Origin of the sequence: Pseudomonas sp. OTU750018, assembly GCF_011636575.1 — a bacterium.
Lineage (GTDB): Bacteria > Pseudomonadota > Gammaproteobacteria > Pseudomonadales > Pseudomonadaceae > Aquipseudomonas > Aquipseudomonas peli.
In genome coordinates, this window is the sequence record NZ_JAAPAU010000001.1 from 240,315 (window position 1) to 258,992 (window position 18,678).

15 protein-coding genes are annotated in these 18,678 nt (G+C 59.6%); 5 read left to right on the forward strand and 10 right to left on the reverse strand.

Annotated features, from left to right (window positions below; all coding sequences use genetic code 11):
• Window positions 1-4: 4 nt before the first annotated feature.
• Window positions 5-2,152, reverse strand: a complete 2,148-nt coding sequence (gene fadB, locus HCI85_RS01225) for a fatty acid oxidation complex subunit alpha FadB (protein WP_090248067.1) — start codon at window positions 2,150-2,152, stop codon at window positions 5-7.
• A 481-nt stretch (window positions 2,153-2,633) separates the two neighbouring features.
• Here fadB and HCI85_RS01230 point away from each other — a divergent pair, with 481 nt between their 5' ends.
• Entirely contained in the window at window positions 2,634-3,452 is an 819-nt protein-coding gene (locus tag HCI85_RS01230; RefSeq protein ID WP_167141222.1) for a hypothetical protein, read from the forward strand.
• Between the two features lie 83 nt (window positions 3,453-3,535).
• Here the strand turns inward: HCI85_RS01230 and HCI85_RS01235 are convergent, their stop codons facing one another.
• Window positions 3,536-3,973: a hypothetical protein gene (locus tag HCI85_RS01235; RefSeq protein ID WP_167141223.1), complete on the reverse strand. Its 438-nt coding sequence runs from the start codon at window positions 3,971-3,973 to the stop codon at window positions 3,536-3,538.
• 87 nt (window positions 3,974-4,060) lie between these two features.
• On the opposite strand from HCI85_RS01235, the gene HCI85_RS01240 reads away from it, so the two are divergent.
• Complete coding sequence (locus HCI85_RS01240) at window positions 4,061-4,501, forward strand: universal stress protein (RefSeq protein ID WP_167141227.1); 441 nt, start codon at window positions 4,061-4,063, stop codon at window positions 4,499-4,501.
• A gap of 30 nt (window positions 4,502-4,531) precedes the next feature.
• On the opposite strand, the gene HCI85_RS01245 is transcribed toward HCI85_RS01240, so the two are convergent.
• Both HCI85_RS01245 and HCI85_RS01250 read right to left on the reverse strand, forming a co-directional pair.
• Window positions 4,532-5,218: a DUF6901 family protein gene (locus tag HCI85_RS01245; protein ID WP_167141229.1), complete on the reverse strand. Its 687-nt coding sequence runs from the start codon at window positions 5,216-5,218 to the stop codon at window positions 4,532-4,534.
• 58 nt (window positions 5,219-5,276) lie between these two features.
• A complete protein-coding gene (locus tag HCI85_RS01250; protein ID WP_167141230.1) occupies window positions 5,277-7,190 on the reverse strand; it encodes an ATP-binding cassette domain-containing protein in 1,914 nt (637 codons plus the stop codon).
• 369 nt (window positions 7,191-7,559) lie between these two features.
• On the opposite strand from HCI85_RS01250, the gene HCI85_RS01255 reads away from it, so the two are divergent.
• Window positions 7,560-9,485 (forward strand): transglycosylase SLT domain-containing protein, encoded by a 1,926-nt coding sequence (locus HCI85_RS01255; RefSeq protein WP_167141233.1) that lies wholly within the window; start codon window positions 7,560-7,562, stop codon window positions 9,483-9,485.
• Window positions 9,486-9,534: 49 nt separating this feature from the next.
• On the opposite strand, the gene HCI85_RS01260 is transcribed toward HCI85_RS01255, so the two are convergent.
• Window positions 9,535-10,341 (reverse strand): MOSC domain-containing protein, encoded by an 807-nt coding sequence (locus tag HCI85_RS01260; RefSeq protein ID WP_167141235.1) that lies wholly within the window; start codon window positions 10,339-10,341, stop codon window positions 9,535-9,537.
• Between HCI85_RS01260 and HCI85_RS01265 the strand changes: the two genes are divergently transcribed.
• On the forward strand, window positions 10,340-10,819 hold the full coding sequence (locus HCI85_RS01265) for a DUF1499 domain-containing protein (RefSeq protein WP_167141237.1): 480 nt from the start codon (window positions 10,340-10,342) through the stop codon (window positions 10,817-10,819). The genes HCI85_RS01260 and HCI85_RS01265 overlap by 2 nt on opposite strands.
• 37 nt (window positions 10,820-10,856) lie before the next feature.
• Here the strand turns inward: HCI85_RS01265 and HCI85_RS01270 are convergent, their stop codons facing one another.
• On the reverse strand, window positions 10,857-11,792 hold the full coding sequence (locus HCI85_RS01270; RefSeq protein ID WP_090248080.1) for a chemotaxis protein CheV: 936 nt from the start codon (window positions 11,790-11,792) through the stop codon (window positions 10,857-10,859).
• A 153-nt stretch (window positions 11,793-11,945) separates the two neighbouring features.
• Window positions 11,946-12,842 (reverse strand): lipid kinase YegS, encoded by an 897-nt coding sequence (gene yegS, locus HCI85_RS01275; RefSeq protein ID WP_167141239.1) that lies wholly within the window; start codon window positions 12,840-12,842, stop codon window positions 11,946-11,948.
• Between the two features lie 209 nt (window positions 12,843-13,051).
• Here yegS and HCI85_RS01280 point away from each other — a divergent pair, with 209 nt between their 5' ends.
• The gene (locus HCI85_RS01280) at window positions 13,052-13,750 is read left to right on the forward strand and encodes a pirin family protein (RefSeq protein WP_167141241.1); all 699 of its coding nucleotides are present in this window, start codon (window positions 13,052-13,054) and stop codon (window positions 13,748-13,750) included.
• A gap of 52 nt (window positions 13,751-13,802) precedes the next feature.
• Here the strand turns inward: HCI85_RS01280 and HCI85_RS01285 are convergent, their stop codons facing one another.
• Genes HCI85_RS01285 through HCI85_RS01295 form a run of 3 tightly spaced genes read right to left on the reverse strand, consistent with a single transcriptional unit; the run spans window position 13,803 to window position 18,564 of the window.
• Window positions 13,803-15,362 carry an FGGY-family carbohydrate kinase gene (locus HCI85_RS01285; RefSeq protein ID WP_167141243.1) on the reverse strand — a complete coding sequence of 520 codons (1,560 nt, stop codon included), beginning with the start codon at window positions 15,360-15,362 and terminating at the stop codon, window positions 13,803-13,805.
• Window positions 15,359-16,969 carry an FAD-dependent oxidoreductase gene (locus tag HCI85_RS01290; protein WP_446730767.1) on the reverse strand — a complete coding sequence of 537 codons (1,611 nt, stop codon included), beginning with the start codon at window positions 16,967-16,969 and terminating at the stop codon, window positions 15,359-15,361. The genes HCI85_RS01285 and HCI85_RS01290 overlap by 4 nt, the downstream gene beginning before the upstream one ends.
• On the reverse strand, window positions 16,969-18,564 hold the full coding sequence (locus HCI85_RS01295) for an FAD-binding oxidoreductase (RefSeq protein ID WP_167141247.1): 1,596 nt from the start codon (window positions 18,562-18,564) through the stop codon (window positions 16,969-16,971). The genes HCI85_RS01290 and HCI85_RS01295 overlap by 1 nt, the downstream gene beginning before the upstream one ends.
• Window positions 18,565-18,678 lie beyond the last annotated feature (114 nt).

Consider the following 18,678-nt stretch of genomic DNA (forward strand, 5'->3'; position numbering starts at 1 on the left):
GCGATTAACCGAAAAACTTCTGGCCGTTAGCGGCCATTTCGCGAAGCTTGGCAGTCGGGGTGTACAGCGCGCCCAGCTCGGCGTATTTGTCGGCCAGGGCAACGAACTCGGCTACACCGACGGTATCGATGTAACGCAGTGCACCACCGCGGAACGGAGGGAAGCCGATGCCGTAGATCAGACCCATATCGGCCTCAGCTGCGGTATCAACGATGCCGTCTTCCAGGCAACGCACGGTTTCCATGCACAGAGGAATCATCATGAAGTTGATGATGTCTTCATCAGTCACTTCACGCTGCTCGGTCACGATGGACTTCAGCAGGTCGTAGGCAACCGGATCAGAAACCTTCTTCGGCTTACCGCGCTTATCCATTTCGTAGGCGTAGAAACCTTTGCCGTTCTTCTGGCCCAGGCGATCTGCTTCATACATCACGTCAACCGCAGTGCGACCTTCAACAGCCATGCGATCCGGGAAGCCTTCAGCCATTACGTCACGGCCGTGGTGACCGGTGTCGATACCGACTACGTCGGACAGGTACGCCGGGCCCATTGGCCAGCCGAACTTCTCCATGACTTTGTCGATACGCACGAAGTCCACGCCGAAACCGAGCAGCTTGGAGAAGCCACCGAAGTACGGGAACAGCACGCGGTTAACCAGGAAGCCTGGGCAGTCGTTGACCACAACCGGGGTCTTGCCCATTTTCTTGGCGTAAGCAACAGTGGTCGCTACGGCTACGTCGCTGGACTTCTCGCCACGAATTACTTCAACCAGCGGCATCATATGCACAGGGTTGAAGAAGTGCATGCCGACGAAATTTTCCGGACGCTTGAGGGCCTTGGCCAGCAAGTTGATGGAGATGGTCGAGGTGTTAGAAGCGAGGATTGCGTCTTCTTTAACCACGCCTTCCACTTCAGCCAGCACGATCTGCTTGACCTTCGGGTTTTCAACCACGGCTTCGACAACGATATCGACAGCGCCGAAGTCGCCGTAGGACATGGTCGGACGAATAGCGGTAAGGGCTTCAGCCATCTTCGCCGGAGTCATACGACCTTTGGCAACGCGACCGCCGAGCAGCTTGGAAGCCTCGGCCAGACCCATCTGGATACCCTCTTCACGGATATCCTTCATCAGGATCGGGGTGCCCTTGGAAGCGGACTGGTAGGCGATACCGCCACCCATGATGCCAGCGCCGAGTACGGCAGCCAGTTTCACGTCTTTGGCGATTTCGTCGTACTGCTTGGCTTTCTTCTTCAGGTCCTGATCGTTCAGGAACAGGCCGATCAGGCTGGCAGCAACCGGGGTTTTAGCCAGTTTGACGAAGCCAGCAGCTTCCACTTCCAGCGCTTTGTCGCGACCGAAGTTGGCGGCTTTCTGAATGGTTTTGATCGCTTCAACCGGCGCTGGGTAGTTCGGGCCAGCCTGACCTGCAACGAAACCTTTGGCGGTTTCAAAGCACATCATCTGCTCAATCGCGTTGAGCTTGAGCTTTTCCAGCTTCGGCTGACGCTTGGCCTTGTAGTCCAGCTCGCCAGAGATGGCGCGCTTGATCAGGTCCAGGGCAGCAGCTTGCAGCTTGTCAGCGGCAACCACAGCATCCACCGCGCCCATTTTCAGAGCGTCAGCAGCTTTGTTTTCTTTACCACCGGCAATCCACTCAACGGCGTTATCGGTACCGATAACGCGTGGCAGACGCACGGTGCCGCCGAAGCCTGGGTAAATGCCCAGCTTGACTTCCGGCAGGCCAACTTTGGCGCTTTCGGCCATGACGCGGTAATCCGCCGCCAGGCACATCTCAAAACCACCGCCCAGGGCGATGCCGTTGATCGCGACAACAGTCGGAACATTGAGGTCTTCAAAATCACTGAAGATCTTGTTGGCTTCGAGGTTGCCAGCCACCAGCTCTTCATCCGGCAACTTGAAGTTGTCGACGAACTCGGTGATGTCGGCGCCGACGATAAATACGTCTTTGCCACTGGTGACAATCACGCCCTTGATCGAACCATCGGCCTTGATAGCATCAACGGATTGACGCAGTTCATTGAGGGTAAGACGGTTGAATTTGTTGACGGATTCACCCTTGAGGTCGAAATTCAATTCGACGATGCCACTCTCAAGAGCCTTAACCGTGATGGCTTTACCTTCGTAAATCATCAACTGATCTCCACGGTATGGAAGCTGAACAGTACACATCGGAGCCAACCAGCAAGCTACTCCACGGCATAGCCGTCTCAGAGTAGCCCCAATCAGCCTGGCACACCCACCGACGCGATAATCGGGCTGTAAAGGCGGTGCCTTTGAAGGCAAACGCTCAATTCATACGCCCGTTTGATTTGGGTGTGCACACCTTCAAGGAAAAGCCCCTACTTGTCAATTGGCCTGTAGTGACTGCTTGGGCGTACAAAAAATTACGTTCCAGCATCTGCCGACGCACAGATTACTCTGCAGCGAAAACGCCGCTATCCGCAGCGATATGCCGGCAGTTCTCCAACTATGCGAACAGAAGTGTGATCCAGCGCATACCTAGCAAAATGATTTAGCTGCAGGTACAGTCGTCTCAATACGGCCGTTTTAGACCGCCCGTAGCCAAAACAAAAACAATTAGAGCCCAATCAAGGGCGCACGGAGTTTCCCCATGTCGAGCCGCATGCTTGCCATTGCTTTGAGCACCCTGCTCGCAATCACCCTCCACCTTTTCAGCGCCGCAACCCATGCTGCAGATGCCGCCACCAGCTTGCTGAAATTGCACCAGATACGCCTGGCTGCGCAAAAATCGCTTGGTGACTTTTACATGTTTAACGGCATGGAAGGCGATCAACGCTACGCACGCATGATCAACGACTCGCTGAGCGAAGTGAACAACCAGATGACGGCGCTGGTCGACATGCCCGGTGAAGGCTCAAAAGCACTGCGCTCGCAGCTCGACCAGCAGTGGAAGGGTTACCAAATTGATCTCAATAACCTGATCAACGCACTGAAAAGCCAAGGCTATACCGACCTGCAGCCGGTGGCTGACCTGGCGGGTCGCAACCAGCAACTGATGGCTCTCAGCCAAGAGCTGTACACCAAGATCCAGCAGGAAGGCAGCTACAGCGTGCCGACACTGACGCAACGCAGCCGTGAGCAGAGCATTCTGATGCAGGGCATTGCAGTGGATTACGCCTCACGCAGCGCCTCCGTGGGCGCTACGTTTATGGGCGGCGGCGATGCACGACCGATTGAGGAGCTGGTCAGTGAGTTCGCCAGCAAGATGGCGGCGCTAGAGAAGGACCCGAAGAACACACCGCAGCTCAAGCAATCTTGGGAAAGTGTGGCCACGAAATGGCGCTATATTGAAAAGTCGCTGATCAACTATAACGAGAACAGCGTGCCGTTTCTGGTTAACAAGTACTCCAACACCATCATTCAAGGCATTGAGCAGATTTCCGGCCAGTACGCGGCCGCCAACCTCTAATCACGACCGCCGCCATCCGCATTCGTTTTACCGGCCTGCCTGGCCGTACTCCGGCCCAGTGTTCGCACTGGGCCTTCTTTTATTCAGGCTTTGGCCTGGAGAAACGCGACAATTGCCTCCAGCGCCTCGCCAGCACCCCGCTCTCCCCAGCAGACCGACAGCATCTGATCGGTCGCCTCAACCTTGAACGCATCCGCCGGTAAGGTCTGCAATTGCGCCAGCAGGGCTTGATCGGCACAAGGTTCGCGCCATTTATTCACCCACTGCCCCGGCTCCATCTGCCAGAAGCACCAACTATCAACTTGGCCGCGCTTGCGCGCCCGGTGGTATTGCGGGCAGGCGTGCGGCGGCTGCCGCAACAGCCAATGCGGCCATTCCTGACGCGACAACTGCATTGCCACGCCCATACGCCGCGCCTGCAGACGCACATCCATCTGCCCACGCTGATGGCGCGAGGGCACCAGCCAGGCCAGCGGGCTGAGCAAAAAAGCCAGGAGCAAAAGCAGAAACCAGGGACTCATATCGTTATCTCACCGGCAAAAGCCTGTCATCAGCGCTCAGGACGGCCATACTAAAACCATTGAACCACTTGCAAGGAGAGTTACCCCATGCCCTACCAGCACATTCTGGTCGCCGTCGACCTTACCGAGGAATGCGACCCGGTGATGCACCGCGCGCAGAAACTAGCCGCCAGCAGCGGGGCCAAGTTGTCTGTGGTGCATATCGTCGAACCCATGGCCATGGCCTTTGGTGGCGATGTACCAATGGACCTGTCGATGCTGCAACAGCAACAGTTCGACCAGGCCCGCGAGCGCCTGGACAAATTTTCCGGCAAGTACCCCGACCTGAGCGCCGAGCATCGCCATCTGGCCTACGGCCAACCGCGTCAGGAAATTCATCGCCTGGCGGAAGAACAGCAATGCGACCTGATCGTTGTCGGCAGCCACGGCCGTCATGGTCTGGCGTTGCTACTGGGCTCGACGGCCAATGACGTACTGCACGGCGCACCCTGCGATGTACTGGCCGTACGCCTGAAAAAAGCCGAATAAAGCGAGCGATGGGTGAATAACGCGGCTGCGTTATTCACCGCTATCGGGTGAGCTCATGACCAAAGGGCGAATCTTCTGCAGCTGGGTTTCCAGCGAATAGGTCATGCTCGAAGCCATGGAGAAGAAGGTGAGGAACGCCTTGAGGTTGGAATCACCCTCGCAGGTGGCATGAATACGCTGCCAGAACGCCTGATTCACCAGCTGCAACTGCTGGAACATCCGCACCAGCCCCTTCAACTCCCAATCCGCAGCACGTCCTTCACGCAGGTTGAAATACTGCTGCGTCAGGTACAACGATACCGTGCGCAAAATGAACTCTTGGCTATTGGCAAACGGCAGATGGTGTTGCGCCATGGGCTTGAGCTTACCCAGCACTGGACAGGCACTGGTGGCCATGATCACCCCGAGCAGTGCACGCAAGCCCTCTTCCAACCCCACCAGCTTGTTGTACTCGCGTTCGGGCGTGCGTACCCACACCGCTACTTTCTTGAACGCCGGCAGCCCTTGGAAATCCTCGATAACCCGATGCAGGTCAACAGCAGCAGGACAGTGACTGAAGTTATCCTTACTCAAGGGGCAGTTACTGCACTGCTGATACTCCAGGCGTGTCCAGGCTGGTGCGCTTTGCGCAACCTCTACTTCATAGACTCGGTTCGGCTCGATCCTGTAGCTGAACTGATGATTGTCGTCGAGAGTGATGCGGTACTCGATGGCCATGACTGTCTCCGCCAGAAGTCTCAAAATCCTGTTTGAGCACGTTTCCTAATACGGTGGGTTAGCCTTCCAGCTCAGCCCAACGCTCGACCAATTGCTCCAGTTCCAGCTGCACGGCCTGCAGCTTCGCCAACACTTCGGCGGTTTTTTCTGCCGGCTGCTGATAGAAGCTCGGCGAGCCGATCTGCTCCTGCAAGCTGGCAACCTGGCCTTCCAGCAGATCAATCTGCCCTGGGATGGCTTCGAGCTCGCGCTGCAGCTTGTAGCTGAGTTTTTTCTTGCTCACCTCGGCCACAACAGGCTCCGCTGAAACGGTTGCCGGAACCACTGCTGAGGCTAGTTCAGGCTTACCGGCTTTGCTCTCTCCGACGCCAAGCAAGCGCGGCGAACCGCCCTGCCGCAGCCAATCCTGATACCCCCCCACGTATTCGCGCACCAGCCCTTCACCCTCAAACACCAGGGTGCTGGTTACCACGTTGTCGAGAAATGCCCGGTCGTGACTGACCATCAGCACGGTGCCTGGGAAGGTCAGCAACACTTCCTCAAGCAATTCCAGGGTTTCCACATCGAGGTCGTTGGTCGGTTCGTCCAGCACCAGCAAGTTGGCCGGCTTGCTGAACAGCTTGGCGAGCAAGAGACGTGCCCGCTCACCACCGGACAACGCTTTGACCGGCGTGCGCGCACGCTGCGGGCTGAACAAGAAGTCGCCCAGGTAGCTCAGGACATGGCGGTTCTGCCCGTCGATCTCGATAAAGTCGCGGCCTTCGGCGACGTTGTCGATCACGGTCTTTTCCAGGTCAAGCTGGTGACGCAATTGGTCAAAATAAGCCACATCAATGCGCGTGCCTTCGGCCACTTCACCGCTGGTGGGCTGCAAGCCGCCAAGCATCAGCTTGAGCAAGGTGGTTTTGCCGGTGCCGTTGGCGCCGAGCAGACCAATGCGGTCGCCGCGCTGCAGCACCATGGAGAAGTCCTTGATCAGGAACGGCCCACCTGGATGCGCAAAACTGACGTTTTCCAGCACCATCACCTGCTTGCCGGATTTCTCGGCGGTTTCCAGCTGGATATTGGCCTTGCCAGTGCGCTCACGGCGTTCGCTGCGCTCAACCCGCAAGGCTTTCAGGGCGCGTACACGGCCTTCGTTGCGGGTGCGGCGAGCCTTAATACCCTGTCGAATCCACACCTCTTCCTGGGCCAGGCGCTTGTCGAACAGCGCGTTGGCCGTCTCTTCAGCGGCCAATGCGGCTTCCTTGTGCACCAGAAAGCTCGCGTAGTCGCCGTTCCAATCGATCAGGCCGCCACGGTCCAATTCAAGGATGCGTGTGGCCAGGTTCTGCAGGAAAGAACGGTCGTGGGTGATAAACAGGACTGCGCCCTGGAAATCCGCCAAGGCTTCTTCCAGCCAGGCAATCGCGCCGATATCCAGGTGGTTGGTTGGCTCATCGAGCAGCAGCAGATCAGGCTCGGAAACCAACGCTTGAGCCAGCAGGACGCGGCGACGCCAGCCGCCAGAGAGCTCGGCCAGCGTCTTGTCAGCCGGCAGCTGCAAGCGGCTCAAGGTGCTATCGACCAGTTGCTGCAAGCGCCAGCCGTCACGGGCTTCGAGGTCTTGCTGCACATGCATCAACTTGTCCAGATCAGCTTCAGTGACACAGTTCTGCGCCAGGTGGTGGTACTGCGCAAGTAACTCGCCCACGCCGTCCAGACCCTGAGCGACCACATCAAATACGGTGCGATCGTCAGCCACAGGCAATTCCTGCGGTAACTCACCAATTTTCAGCCCGGGAGCACGCCAAACAGCGCCGTCATCCGCCTTCTGGTCGCCCTTGACCAGCTTCATCATGCTCGACTTGCCGGTGCCGTTGCGGCCGATGATGCACACCCGCTCGCCACGGGCGATCTGCCAAGACACCTTGTCCAAGAGCGGCATTGCGCCGTAAGCCAGGGAAATATCGGTGAACTTGAGCAGGGTCATGGCACGCCTCAACAAAAAACGACGGGTGAAAGCCGGTTTAACCGCAACCGAGCAACGGGCTTCGTTGCATCCAGGGCACAGCGGCAACCTGAAACACCCAAAAAATCATCTATGGCTGCCGGAAGCACCCACAAAACAGGGCGCGCATTCTAACCGAGAAGCGCATCGACCAAGCAGGCAATTTCAACGGTGCACGCAGTAAATTCCGCTGCGATTCCTGGCGCACCTGGCGCCAAGCCCTCTAGCACGCTTACCCAGGCTAAAACAGCGGTGCGCGCGATCAATTACGCGTTGAAACGCATTGCACCTTCACCGCCCATAGGCAAACGACTAAGCTAGGGCCATACGCACTATTTGCCTGGAAGTGTCATGCGCGGTCCCCTGTTCAGCTTGCTGTCCTGCCTGTTGGTTTCCACCTTGAGCGTCTCTGCAGCGCAGGCCGCTACCCTGACGCAACAACGTCAATATTACGATCAAGCCAAAGCTGCACTGGCCAAAGGCGACAAAGGCCCTTACCAGCGCTATGCCAGTGCTCTACGTGATTATCCGCTGGAGCCTTACCTGGCGTATGACGAGCTGACCGCCCGGCTGAAGTGGGCCAGCAATGACGAAATTGAGAAATTCCTCGCCGAACACGGCGATCTGCCGCAAATCAGCTGGATGAAGCTGCGCTGGCTGCGCTGGCTGGCTGAACGTGGCGAGTGGCAAACCTTCATTAATTACTACGACCCGAAGCTGAATTTCACTGAGCTTGACTGTTTGTATGGCCAGTACCAGCTGAGCCACGGCATGCGCGCCGAAGGCAACGCCACCGCCGAGAAACTCTGGCTGGTCGGCAAATCACAGCCCAATGCTTGTGATCCGTTGTTCGCACTGTGGGCCGCAGAAGGCCAACTCACCGAACAGAAGCGTTGGCAGCGCGCCAAGCTGGCGGCCGAAGCACGTAACTACGGCCTGGTCACCCACCTGATCAAGACGATGCCAACCTTGGGCAACCAAGGCCAGCGCTTACTAGAAGTGGTGCAGAAGCCTGAGTTGCTGAAGCAGACCTCGCGTTTTACCCAGACCGACCCGGCCATGGCCGATGTAGTTGGCCTCGGCCTGCGCCGCCTGGCCCGCCAGGACCCGGAAAGCGCACTCAAGCTGCTCGATGGCTACGCCCAACGGATGAAGTTCTCCAGCGACGAGCAGGTGGCTATTGCCCGCGAAATCGGCCTGACCCTGGCCAAGCGCTTCGACTCCCGCGCTCTACAGGTCATGGCCAAGTACGACCCCGAGTTACGGGACAACACCGTCAGCGAATGGCGCGCCCGCCTGCTGCTGCGCCTGGGCCGTTGGGATGAGGCTAACCAGCTGACGCGCCGGATGCCTGCGGAACTGGGTAATACCAACCGCTGGCGTTACTGGCAGGCGCGCAGCCTGCAACTGGCGCAGCCCAACAGCCAAGAACCGAAAGCGCTGTACCAGGCACTGGCCAAGGAACGTGACTTCTACGGCTTTATGGCCGCCGACCAGGTGCAGGCGCCCTATCAACTGAACAATAAGCCACTGGCCCTGAGCCCACAGACCATCCAGAAGGTGCGTAATTCGGCAGCGATTCGCCGTGCCCTGGAGTTCCACGCCCGGGGTCAGGTCGCCGATGGCCGGCGCGAGTGGTACAACGTCAGCCGCTTGTTCAGCCGCGATGAGATGGTTGCCCAGGCGCGCCTGGCCTATGAGATGGGCTGGTACTTCCCGGCCATCCGCACCATCAGCCAGGCACAGTATTGGGACGATTTGGACGTACGCTTCCCCATGGCGCACCGCGAACACTTGGTGCGTGAAGCGAAAAACCGCGACATCCATTCCAGCTGGGTATTTGCCGTCACCCGCCAGGAAAGCGCCTTTATGGCCGATGCCAAATCCCACGTCGGCGCCATGGGTTTGATGCAGCTGATGCCAGCCACTGCCAAGGAAACCGCCAAACGTTTTGGCATTCCGCTGTCATCGCCACAGCTGGCCTACCGTCCGGAAGTCAATATCCAACTGGGTGCAGCCTACCTGAGCCAGATATACGGCCAGTTCAACGGTAACCGCGTGCTCGCCTCTGCGGCCTACAACGCCGGCCCAGGGCGCGTGCGCCAGTGGCTGCGCGGCGCGGATCATCTGTCGTATGACGTGTGGATCGAGAACATCCCGTTTGATGAAACCCGCCAGTACGTACAGAACGTGCTGTCCTACTCGGTGATCTACGGCGAGAAGCTCAACGCGCCGCAGCCACTGGTGGCATGGCACGAGCGTTACTTCGACCAGTAACGGCTAAATTGGCACGCTCAACTGCAACGGTTGAGCGTGCATTTCCCGCTTACTCCAGCACCTGCACCGGCATATCCAGACGTAGCTGCCCTTCGCCACAGGCGATCAGGTTCTGCCCGAAATACACCTCGCCTTCACGCTCACGGTAGGTTTTCAGGGTAGCCAGCGGTTCGCGATCGGCGCTGCGCTCGCCCGTCTGCGGGTCGAGGGTGGTCATGATGCAGCGCGAGCAGCCCTTGACCACCCGAAACTCCAGCTCACCAATACGGATGCGCTTCCAACTGTCTTCGGCATAGGGCTCACTGCCACTGACCACCAGATTCGGGCGAAAACGCAGCATCGGCAACGGTCGACCGACGCGCGCCGAGAGGTCATCCAACGACGCCTGACCGATCAGCAGTAGAGGAAAGCCATCGGCAAACGCCACCTTGTCGCCCGCCTCGGCATACGCCGTATCGACCTGCCGCGCCAGCGATTCTGAGACCTGAACCAGACGGCAGGCACGGCCAAGCAATTGGCTAAGCCAATGCGCCGCCTGATCACCGGCGTCCGGCACCTGCAGGCTGTCGCGCCAGATGGTCACACCGCGCAGCGGCGCACTGTCATCCGGCACTGCTACCTGCAGATCAGCAATGCCCGGTGCACTCAGTTGCAGGTGCGTGCTGCCCACCCAGCGCGCCTGCAACTGAGTCATCTGCGCCAGCAAGCGTTGCGTAAGGAAGCGCCCGGATTCAGCATCGACTACCATCCAGCGACGATCACCCTGCACGCCCAAAGCGTCCAGCATCGTTTCGCGCAGGGCTTCGCCCGCCGCCGACTTCAGTGGATAACGGTACAACCCGGAGAGATGCAACATGAGTCCAGCTTCCGTTTGGCAAAACGCACTTATACGAGCAACCCGACGTACCTACAAGCCCGCTTTAGCCCTGCCGCTACTGGTGTTGCTAAGCGCTTGCAGCGGTACTGCGCCGGATAACCTGGGCATCCATGATGGACAACTGAGCGCCTGCCCAGACTCACCGAACTGCGTAAACAGCCAGGCCAGCGATGCGCGACACGCCATTGAACCGCTGCCACTGAGAGGTACCGCCGAAGAAACCCAGGCACGCCTCAAGGCGTTACTCAGTGCAGAGCCACGCGTGAGCGTGGTGGAGGAGGCTCCGGGGTATTTGCGCGCCGAATTCAGCAGCAGGCTGATGCGCTTTGTCGATGATGTGGAATTTATGATCGGCGCGGCCGGGGTGGATGTGCGCTCGGCATCGCGCCTGGGCTACGCGGATTTCGACGTTAACCGCGAGCGCATTGAACACCTGCGCCAGCGGCTAAGCGAATAAACAGAAGGTGCATGCCAGCCTGACGCCCGCGTCAGGCTTATTCCTCGGGGTGCAGCAGGGCCAAACGCTGGTGCACCACATCCACCAGTTTGTCCGGCTGAAACTTGGAGAGGAAGTTGTCGCAGCCGACCTTCTTAACCATGGCCTCGTTGAAACTGCCTGAAAGCGAGGTGTGCAGCACCACGTACAAGTCCTTGAGACGTGAGTCGTTGCGAATTTCGGTGGTCAGCCGGTAGCCGTCCATCTCCGGCATTTCCGCATCGGTGATCACCATCAACAACTTTTCATGCACATCGACGCCGGCATCAGCCCAGCTCTTCAGCAGGTTAAGGGCACGCAAGCCATCGCTGGCGGCATGGCAACGGATATCCAATTGCGCCATGGTGCCCTTGAGCTGACTCATGGCCACGTTGGAGTCATCCACCAGCAGCACTTCGCGTCCTTTGGCATGCTCCAGCAACGGATCGGCGAGTTTTTCCGGAGAGACCTTGGTACTCATCGGGCTGATTTCCGCCAAGACTTTTTCCACGTCGATCACTTCGACGATCTGGTCTTCAACCTTGGTGATGGCGGTCAGGTAATGCTGACGCCCGGCGCCACCGGGTGGCGGCAAGATGGATTCCCAATTGAGGTTGAGGATGCGTTCAACCCCACCGACCAGAAAAGCCTGCACAGAGCGGTTGTACTCAGTGACGATAATGGTGCTGCGCTCATCCGGCACAATCGGGCGCATGCCGATGGCCTGGGACAGATCGATCACTGGCAACGTCTGCCCACGCAGGTTGACCACCCCACAGACAAAACGATGGCGCTGCGGCATCAGCGTCAGCTTGGGCATTTGCAGGACTTCCTGCACCTTGAAGACGTTGATCGCAAACAGCTGCCGACCCGCCAGGCGGAACATGAGAATTTCCAAGCGGTTCTCACCCACCAGCTGGGTGCGTTGGTTCACTGAGTCGAGAATGCCGGCCATCATGCGCTCCTGTTCACTTATCGATCTAGCCTAGCTCAAATAGCCATACCCGGGTGTATCGGCCATCTGCCGTGCATCTGAAGGCAGATGGCGCAGCGCCATCATGCGATAAGCGCGGCGACTAGGCCAGTCAGGCGGCAGAAGCCGCTCGACTTATTCAACCAGCAGCGGCGAGTCTTCCGGCAAATGCACACGTAACGCCTTCGGCCTGGCCGCGAACCGCAGTTTGCGGCTTTCCATCGGCTCACCATCCAGATTGAGATCCAGGCCTTCGGGGGCTTCGACTTTCAGCCAAGGCAGCCGTGCGCTGAGGGCTACACTCTGCAGGCCATTGATTCCGCCAGACAGCAGCGTACCGAGGGTGCCTACCACATCCGCTGCCGCCGGCACGATGCAGACATCCAACAAACCATCGTTGACTCGCGCCTGCGGGCATAGCACATGCCCACCGCCGGCCTGTCGGCCATTGCCGATGCCGAGCGCGAGAAACTCGCCTTCCCACTGAAAATCCGGTCCGGTAAAGCGGCCAAACGACGATTGCACTTCGGCAAAACGGGTCAAGCCCGTCAAAAAATAAGCCGCACCGCCGAGCATGCGTTTGAGGTCTTCCGACGTGTTGGCGGTGACGTTAGAGCCAAAACCGCCCGTGGCCATATTCAGGAACACCTGACCATCCACTTCGCCCAGATCGATCGGCTGCGCCGGTATATCCAACAAGCTCAAAGCAGCCAGTGGCTCGAGCGGAATACCGGCCGCACGCGCAAAATCATTGGCTGTACCCAACGGCAACAGCGCCAGACTGGCCTTGGTTTTTGCCAACGCCATAGCTTCAGCCACGTCACGCAGAGTGCCATCACCACCGCCGGCAATAAGGGTTGGGTAGCCCGCCTGCAATGCCTCATTGACCAGACGCTGTGCATCGCCCCCCTCCCAGGTGACCCGCACATCCACGTGCCAGCCCTCTTCACGACGCGCCTGCACCGCAGCACGCACCTCTGCATTGAGAGCTTGCTTACCATGCAGAATCAGCAGCGCTTTACGTTCTTGCATTCACAGCATCCTTTCACGTTTCAACACAAAGATTGAGCGACAGGGCTTGAGGTTGCACCAACCGGCAAGTGACGAAATAAACATCAACTAAATAGATTATTAGGCTCAATATTTACGCATTTTTAATCGCATTAATTTATTAGATCATCCTTACATCGCCAATGAACACCGCCGCTGAAAGCCGGTGCTCCTTAAATGAGGATATGCAGATGATCGACGTACGCCCCTTCGCCGAGCTCGGCGGTGCCCATCACGGTTGGCTGAATGCCCGCCATCATTTTTCCTTTGCCGAATACTATGACCCAGCGCGCATAAACTGGGGGCCGCTGCGGGTCTGGAACGATGATGAAATCGCGCCGCACACCGGCTTCCCGACCCACCCACACCGCGACATGGAAATCATCACCTATGTACGCCAAGGGGCAATCACCCACAAGGACAACTTGGGTAACCATGGCCGTACCGAAGCCGGTGATGTGCAAGTGATGAGCGCCGGTACCGGGATTGCCCACAGCGAATACAACCTGGAAGACACCACCACCAAGATCTTCCAGATCTGGATTCAACCCAACCAGTCGGGCCTACCGCCGTCCTGGGGCGCCAAGCCGTTCCCCAAAGGTGAGCGCGCGGGCACCTTCGTCACCCTGGCCAGCGGCTTTGCTGAAGATCAGGACGCCCTGTCGATCCGTACCAATGCACGGATGGCCGCAGCCACCCTGCAAGCGGGCCAAAGCACCGAGTATCCGATTGGTGCTTCTCGCAAGGCTTATCTGGTGGCCGCCAGCGGCAGCATTGAGGTCAACGGCGTTAGCGCCCAGGCTCGTGATGGTGTGGCAGTCAGCGATGTAGAAGTGATCCGGGTGACGGCCATCGAAGACAGCGAAATCATCCTGGTGGATGTGGCATAACCAGCAGAGATGGCTTAGCGGCGCAGCAGAACCTGTGCGCCGCTAAGCGGCTTTACGCCGGATACCCAGTAATCTTGCGAATGGTCTGATACAGCGGCTTCAGCTGCTTGTACATGCGCTGATAAACCTGAGTGTACAGCTGCTGATAGGTGCGCTGCGCCTCCGCATTAGGCTCGAACACCTGGCCCACCCGGGTCATCGCGGCAATGGCTGTTGGGTAATCCGGGTAAAGACCAAGCCCCACCGCACAATTGATCGCCGCGCCCAGGCCGCTGGTTTCATACAGATGCGGGCGCTCGGCAGGCAGGCCGAAGATATCGGCCGTCAGCTGCATCGCCGCATCGCTCTGTGAACCACCACCAGAAACGCGCAGGCGGGTGATGCGCGTGCCCGAACGCTTCTCGATCTTCTCCTTGCCCTGGCGCAGGGCATAAGCCAGGCCTTCAAGAATCGCCCGGTAGATGTGCGCGCGGGTGTGCACGTCACCAAAGCCGATGATCGAGCCTTTGGCCTCCAGCCCCGGTTCGCGGATGCCCGGCGACCAGTAGGGTTGCAGCATCAGGCCCATAGAGCCGGCCGGCACGCTGTTGACCAGCTCATCGAACAGCGCCTCGGGCTCTACGCCCAGCTCCTTAGCCCGCTGCATTTCTCGTAGACCAAATTCTTTTTTGAACCAACTGACCATCCAGAAACCGCGATAAATCATCACCTCGGTGTTGAAGTGATCAGGAATCGCCGACGGGTATGGCGGGATCAGCGGGATGGTTTCCAGGTACTTACTGCGGGTGGTGTTGATCGTCGCCGTGGTGCCGTAGGACAAGCACGCCATGGTCGGCTCTACGCCGCCCGCGCCAAGCACCTCACAGGCCTTGTCGGCACCCGCTGCAATCAGCGGCAGGCCTTCAGGAATCCCGGTATGTCGGCTGGCAGCCGCCGTGATGTGGCCGAGCAATTCGCCAGGCTTGCACAGCTCCGGTAACTGCTCGCGACGCACCGGCATGGCCTGCCATTTCCAGTCGCCGGGCTTGGCCCACTGCAGGCGTTTGTAGTCGAATGGCAGATAAGCCACGCAACTGGTCAGCGAGTCGACAAACTGGCCGCACAGCCGGTGAGTAAGAAACCCTGAAAGCAGCAGCACCTTGTGCGTCTTGGCCCAGATGTCCGGCTGGTTCTGGGCGATCCAGTTAACCTCGGCCTGAGCGCGGAAGTAATCCACCGTGGCTTGCACCCCAGCGATCTTGAACAGCCACCCCCAAGGCCCGGTGATCCGCCCTTCGACCTTGGCCTGACGCTGATCGAGCCATAGCATCGCGGGTCTCAGCGGTTGGCCTTGCGAGTCAACATTGATCAGGGTGCCACGCTGGGTGGTGAGTGACACACCCTTGATCAGGCTACGGTCGATATCCACTTGCTGCCATAGCTGTGCGCAGGCTTCACCGAGGCTGGCCCAGTAGTATTCCGGATCCTGCTCGGCCCAGCCGGGTTGCTTGGAGTAGTAAGCCTCAAGTTCCACCTTGCCCTTGGCGAGCAGATTGCCCTGAAGATCAAACAACAGCGCCCGAATGCTCTGGGTGCCATTGTCGATAGCCAGCAGATAACTTTTCTCGCTCAAGACGCCGTCCTTACTCGTGATCCATCTTCCGCCGGCAGGCTGTAGCAACGCTGCCAAAGTTGCCGATACGCCTGTTCTTCCTCTTGCCAGCGCGCGTCATCCCACCCCAGGCGGGCCTGACACAGCGCACGGATACGCGGCAGTTCGGCCGCCGCGCCGCACGCCAACAACAGGCCCAAACGGGTGCGGCGCAGCAGCAGGTCATCCAGGTGCAGCACCAGCTCCTGTTCGGCCGCCCAGGCCAGTTCGGCCCACAGCGTGTCCGTGCCGGAAACCTGCTCGACACCCAGCTCATCGAACAACGCCAGTACTCGCGGCAGCGCCCGACCATAACGACCAATCAGGCGCTTCTGCTGAGCCGGGCTTAACTGCGGCATCGGCTGCTGCGGTACGACAGCAAAGGTCGCCGCGCCCTGATCATCCAGCGTACGGCCAACCATCGGCGCGCAAGCCTGCAGCACTTCCAGCGCCAACAGGCGGAAAGTGGTCAGCTTGCCGCCGGCCAGGGTCACGCAACCGGGCTCAACCCACAGCGCATGTTCGCGTTTTTCATCCGAAGGTTTGCGCCCTTCACTGCCATCCGTGACCACCGGGCGCACTCCGGCCCAGGTCGACAGCACATCCGCCGCGTTGATCGCGGCAGCAGGAAACTGCTGGCCACAGGCGGCCAGCAGGTAGTCAACTTCATCCGGGCTGATTCGCGCTTCTTCGGCTAATGGCGCCGGGTGATCCAGGTCGGTGGTGCCAATCACGGTCGCGCCTTCCCAGGGGAAGACAAACACCGGACGCTTGTCCGCCGCATGCATAAAGCTAAACGCATGTGCCACCGGAAGGCGCCAGGCCGGCACCAGCAGGTGGCTGCCGCGCAGCGGACGGATATGCTCCAGCCCGGTTTTCTGCCGCAGCTGATCGGCCCAAGCACCTGTGGCCTGCGCCACCGCGCGGGTCTTGAAGCGATACTGCAGGCCGCTTTCGCTGTCTTCGGCGAGCAGGCCAGTAACGCGCCCGTCTTCGCGCCGCAACTCGACTACGCGCATGCCGTTGAGCGCTTCGCCGCCCTCGGCGCGGGCCTCACCCAGCACGCGCTGTACCAGGCGCGCATCATCGGTGACCGCATCGAAAAAGCGCGTACCACCAAGCAGACCGTCTTCCTTCAGACCTGGGGCCAGATAAAGCAGTTGCTGCAACGGGTAGTACAGGTGATTGCGCTTGCCGGCCAGGGCGTCATAGACCGCCAGCAGCCCGCCGAACACTCGCGGGCCGGGAAAGCCGCCCTGGTAATGCGCCATGATAAAACTCAAGGGGTCGACCAACCCCGGCGCTTCCTGCAGCAAGCGCTCGCGCTCGCGCACCGAATCGCGGGTCAGGCCGAACTGGCCCTTGGCGATATAGCGCAATCCGCCATGCACCATCTTCGAGGAGCGACTGGACGTGCCCCAGGCGAAGTCGCGCTGCTCCAGCAGCAGGCATTTCCAACCGCGCCGCGCCGCTTCACGCAAAATTCCGGCACCGCTGATGCCGCCGCCGACGACGATCAGGTCCCAGTCGCGTGCAGCCAGCTCAGGCAAGGCCTGTTCACGCCAGGCGGCGTTCCACTGGCTCATCATCAATCCTGCAGCAACACGCCGGGAGCCAGGCGCTGCTCAGGGTCGAAATGCCCAGCCAGCGCCTTGAGGGTGGCCATACCCAGCTCGCCCTTCTCCACCGGCAGGTAAGGCGCATGATCGCGGCCGACACCGTGCTGATGACTGATGGTGCCGCGGTTCTCGGCGATAGTCAGGCTGGCGGCATGCTTGAGCTTCTGCCAGCGCGCCATGGCCTCGGCGTAGTTCGCACCTGGGCGGAACACGTAAGTGGTGTAGATGCTCGAGCCTTCGTTGTAGACGTGGGACAGGTGGGTAAACACATGCACCTGCTCGCCCTCCTCACTCAGGCCTGAGCGCAGGCTCGTTTCGACCTTGTTCAGCAGGTTATCGACATTGCTCCAGTCGGTGGCGGTTTCCAGGGTATCCACCGCGTAGCCGGCGGCCCACAGGCCGTGGCGCAAGTAGGGGAAACGGAAGCGGTTTTCTGCCCATTTCTTGCCCAGCAAGGTGCCGGTAAATACGCCACCAAAGCTCTTCAGCAACTTCTTCGCCTGCTTCAGCGAGGCGGCATTCTGCGTACGGCTGCCGGTAACGCCGAAGGTCAGCATGCACTTGCCCTCGCGGGCGCCGCGCAGGGCCAGGTATTTCTCCAGCCAGGCGATCTGCTGCGGATGGCCGGCCAGGGCCAGCTGGGTTTTGGTTTCAATGGCGTTGGACAGGCGCAGCATCGACAACGGCACCCGCGCCTGGGCCAGGCTGCGAATGGCGCTCAGCGCCTGCTGCCAGTTGGGCAAAAATACCGCGTAGAAATTTTCCTGCTCGGCCAGGCGGGTGATGCGTACCTTGACCTCGGAGATGATGCCGAAGCGCCCTTCCGAACCCATGAGGATTTCGCGCAGGTCTGGCCCCGCGGCAGAGGCCGGGAAGGTCGGAATTTCCAGGGTGCCAGCGAAGGTCTCGACCTTGCCGCCGGCAAACAGCTGCTCGATACGTCCGTAGCGCAGCGATTGCTGCCCGCTGGAACGGCTGGCGACCCAGCCACCCAATGTCGAAAGCTCCCAGGACTGCGGGAAATGGCCCAAGGTGTAGCCCTGAGCGCGCAGCTGGCTTTCCACTTGCGGACCATTGGCGCCAGGGCCGAAGGTGGCAATCAGGCTGTCGTGGTCGATCTCGATTAGCTTGCTCATGCGCGCCAGCGACAGGGTCAGCACCGGTTTGTTGCTGGCCTGTGGGTTGATATGACCGGCCACCGAGGTGCCACCGCCGTAAGGAATGACGATCAGGTCATGCTGGCTGGCCCAGGCCAGCAACTCGCGGATCTGCGCAGCGCTTTCCGGGTAGGCCACGCCATCGGGAAACACGCCAAAATCGCCGGAACGCATCGCCAGCCAGTCCGGCAGGCTCTGGCCGCGGGCGTGACGCACGCGGTCTTCGGCATTCAGGCAAATCAGCGGGTGGGCCTGCAGACGCGAGGCCGGCACCTGTGCCAGAACCTGCTCCAGGCTGGCATCGGCCAGCAACTGACCCGAGCCGACCAGTTCGGCAAGAAAAGCCTCGCCATGGGCCGGCAGTTCCACCACTGTTGCGTCATCACCCCAGCCGTTCCAACGTCGCATCTGTATCTCCCGGATATTTCAGTCACCCTCGATGGCTGCCTATACTAGCTGGCCGTTTCAAGGCGTCACTGTCGTATCGAGCCAGGCGATATCGCCAATCAAGACATTCAGAAT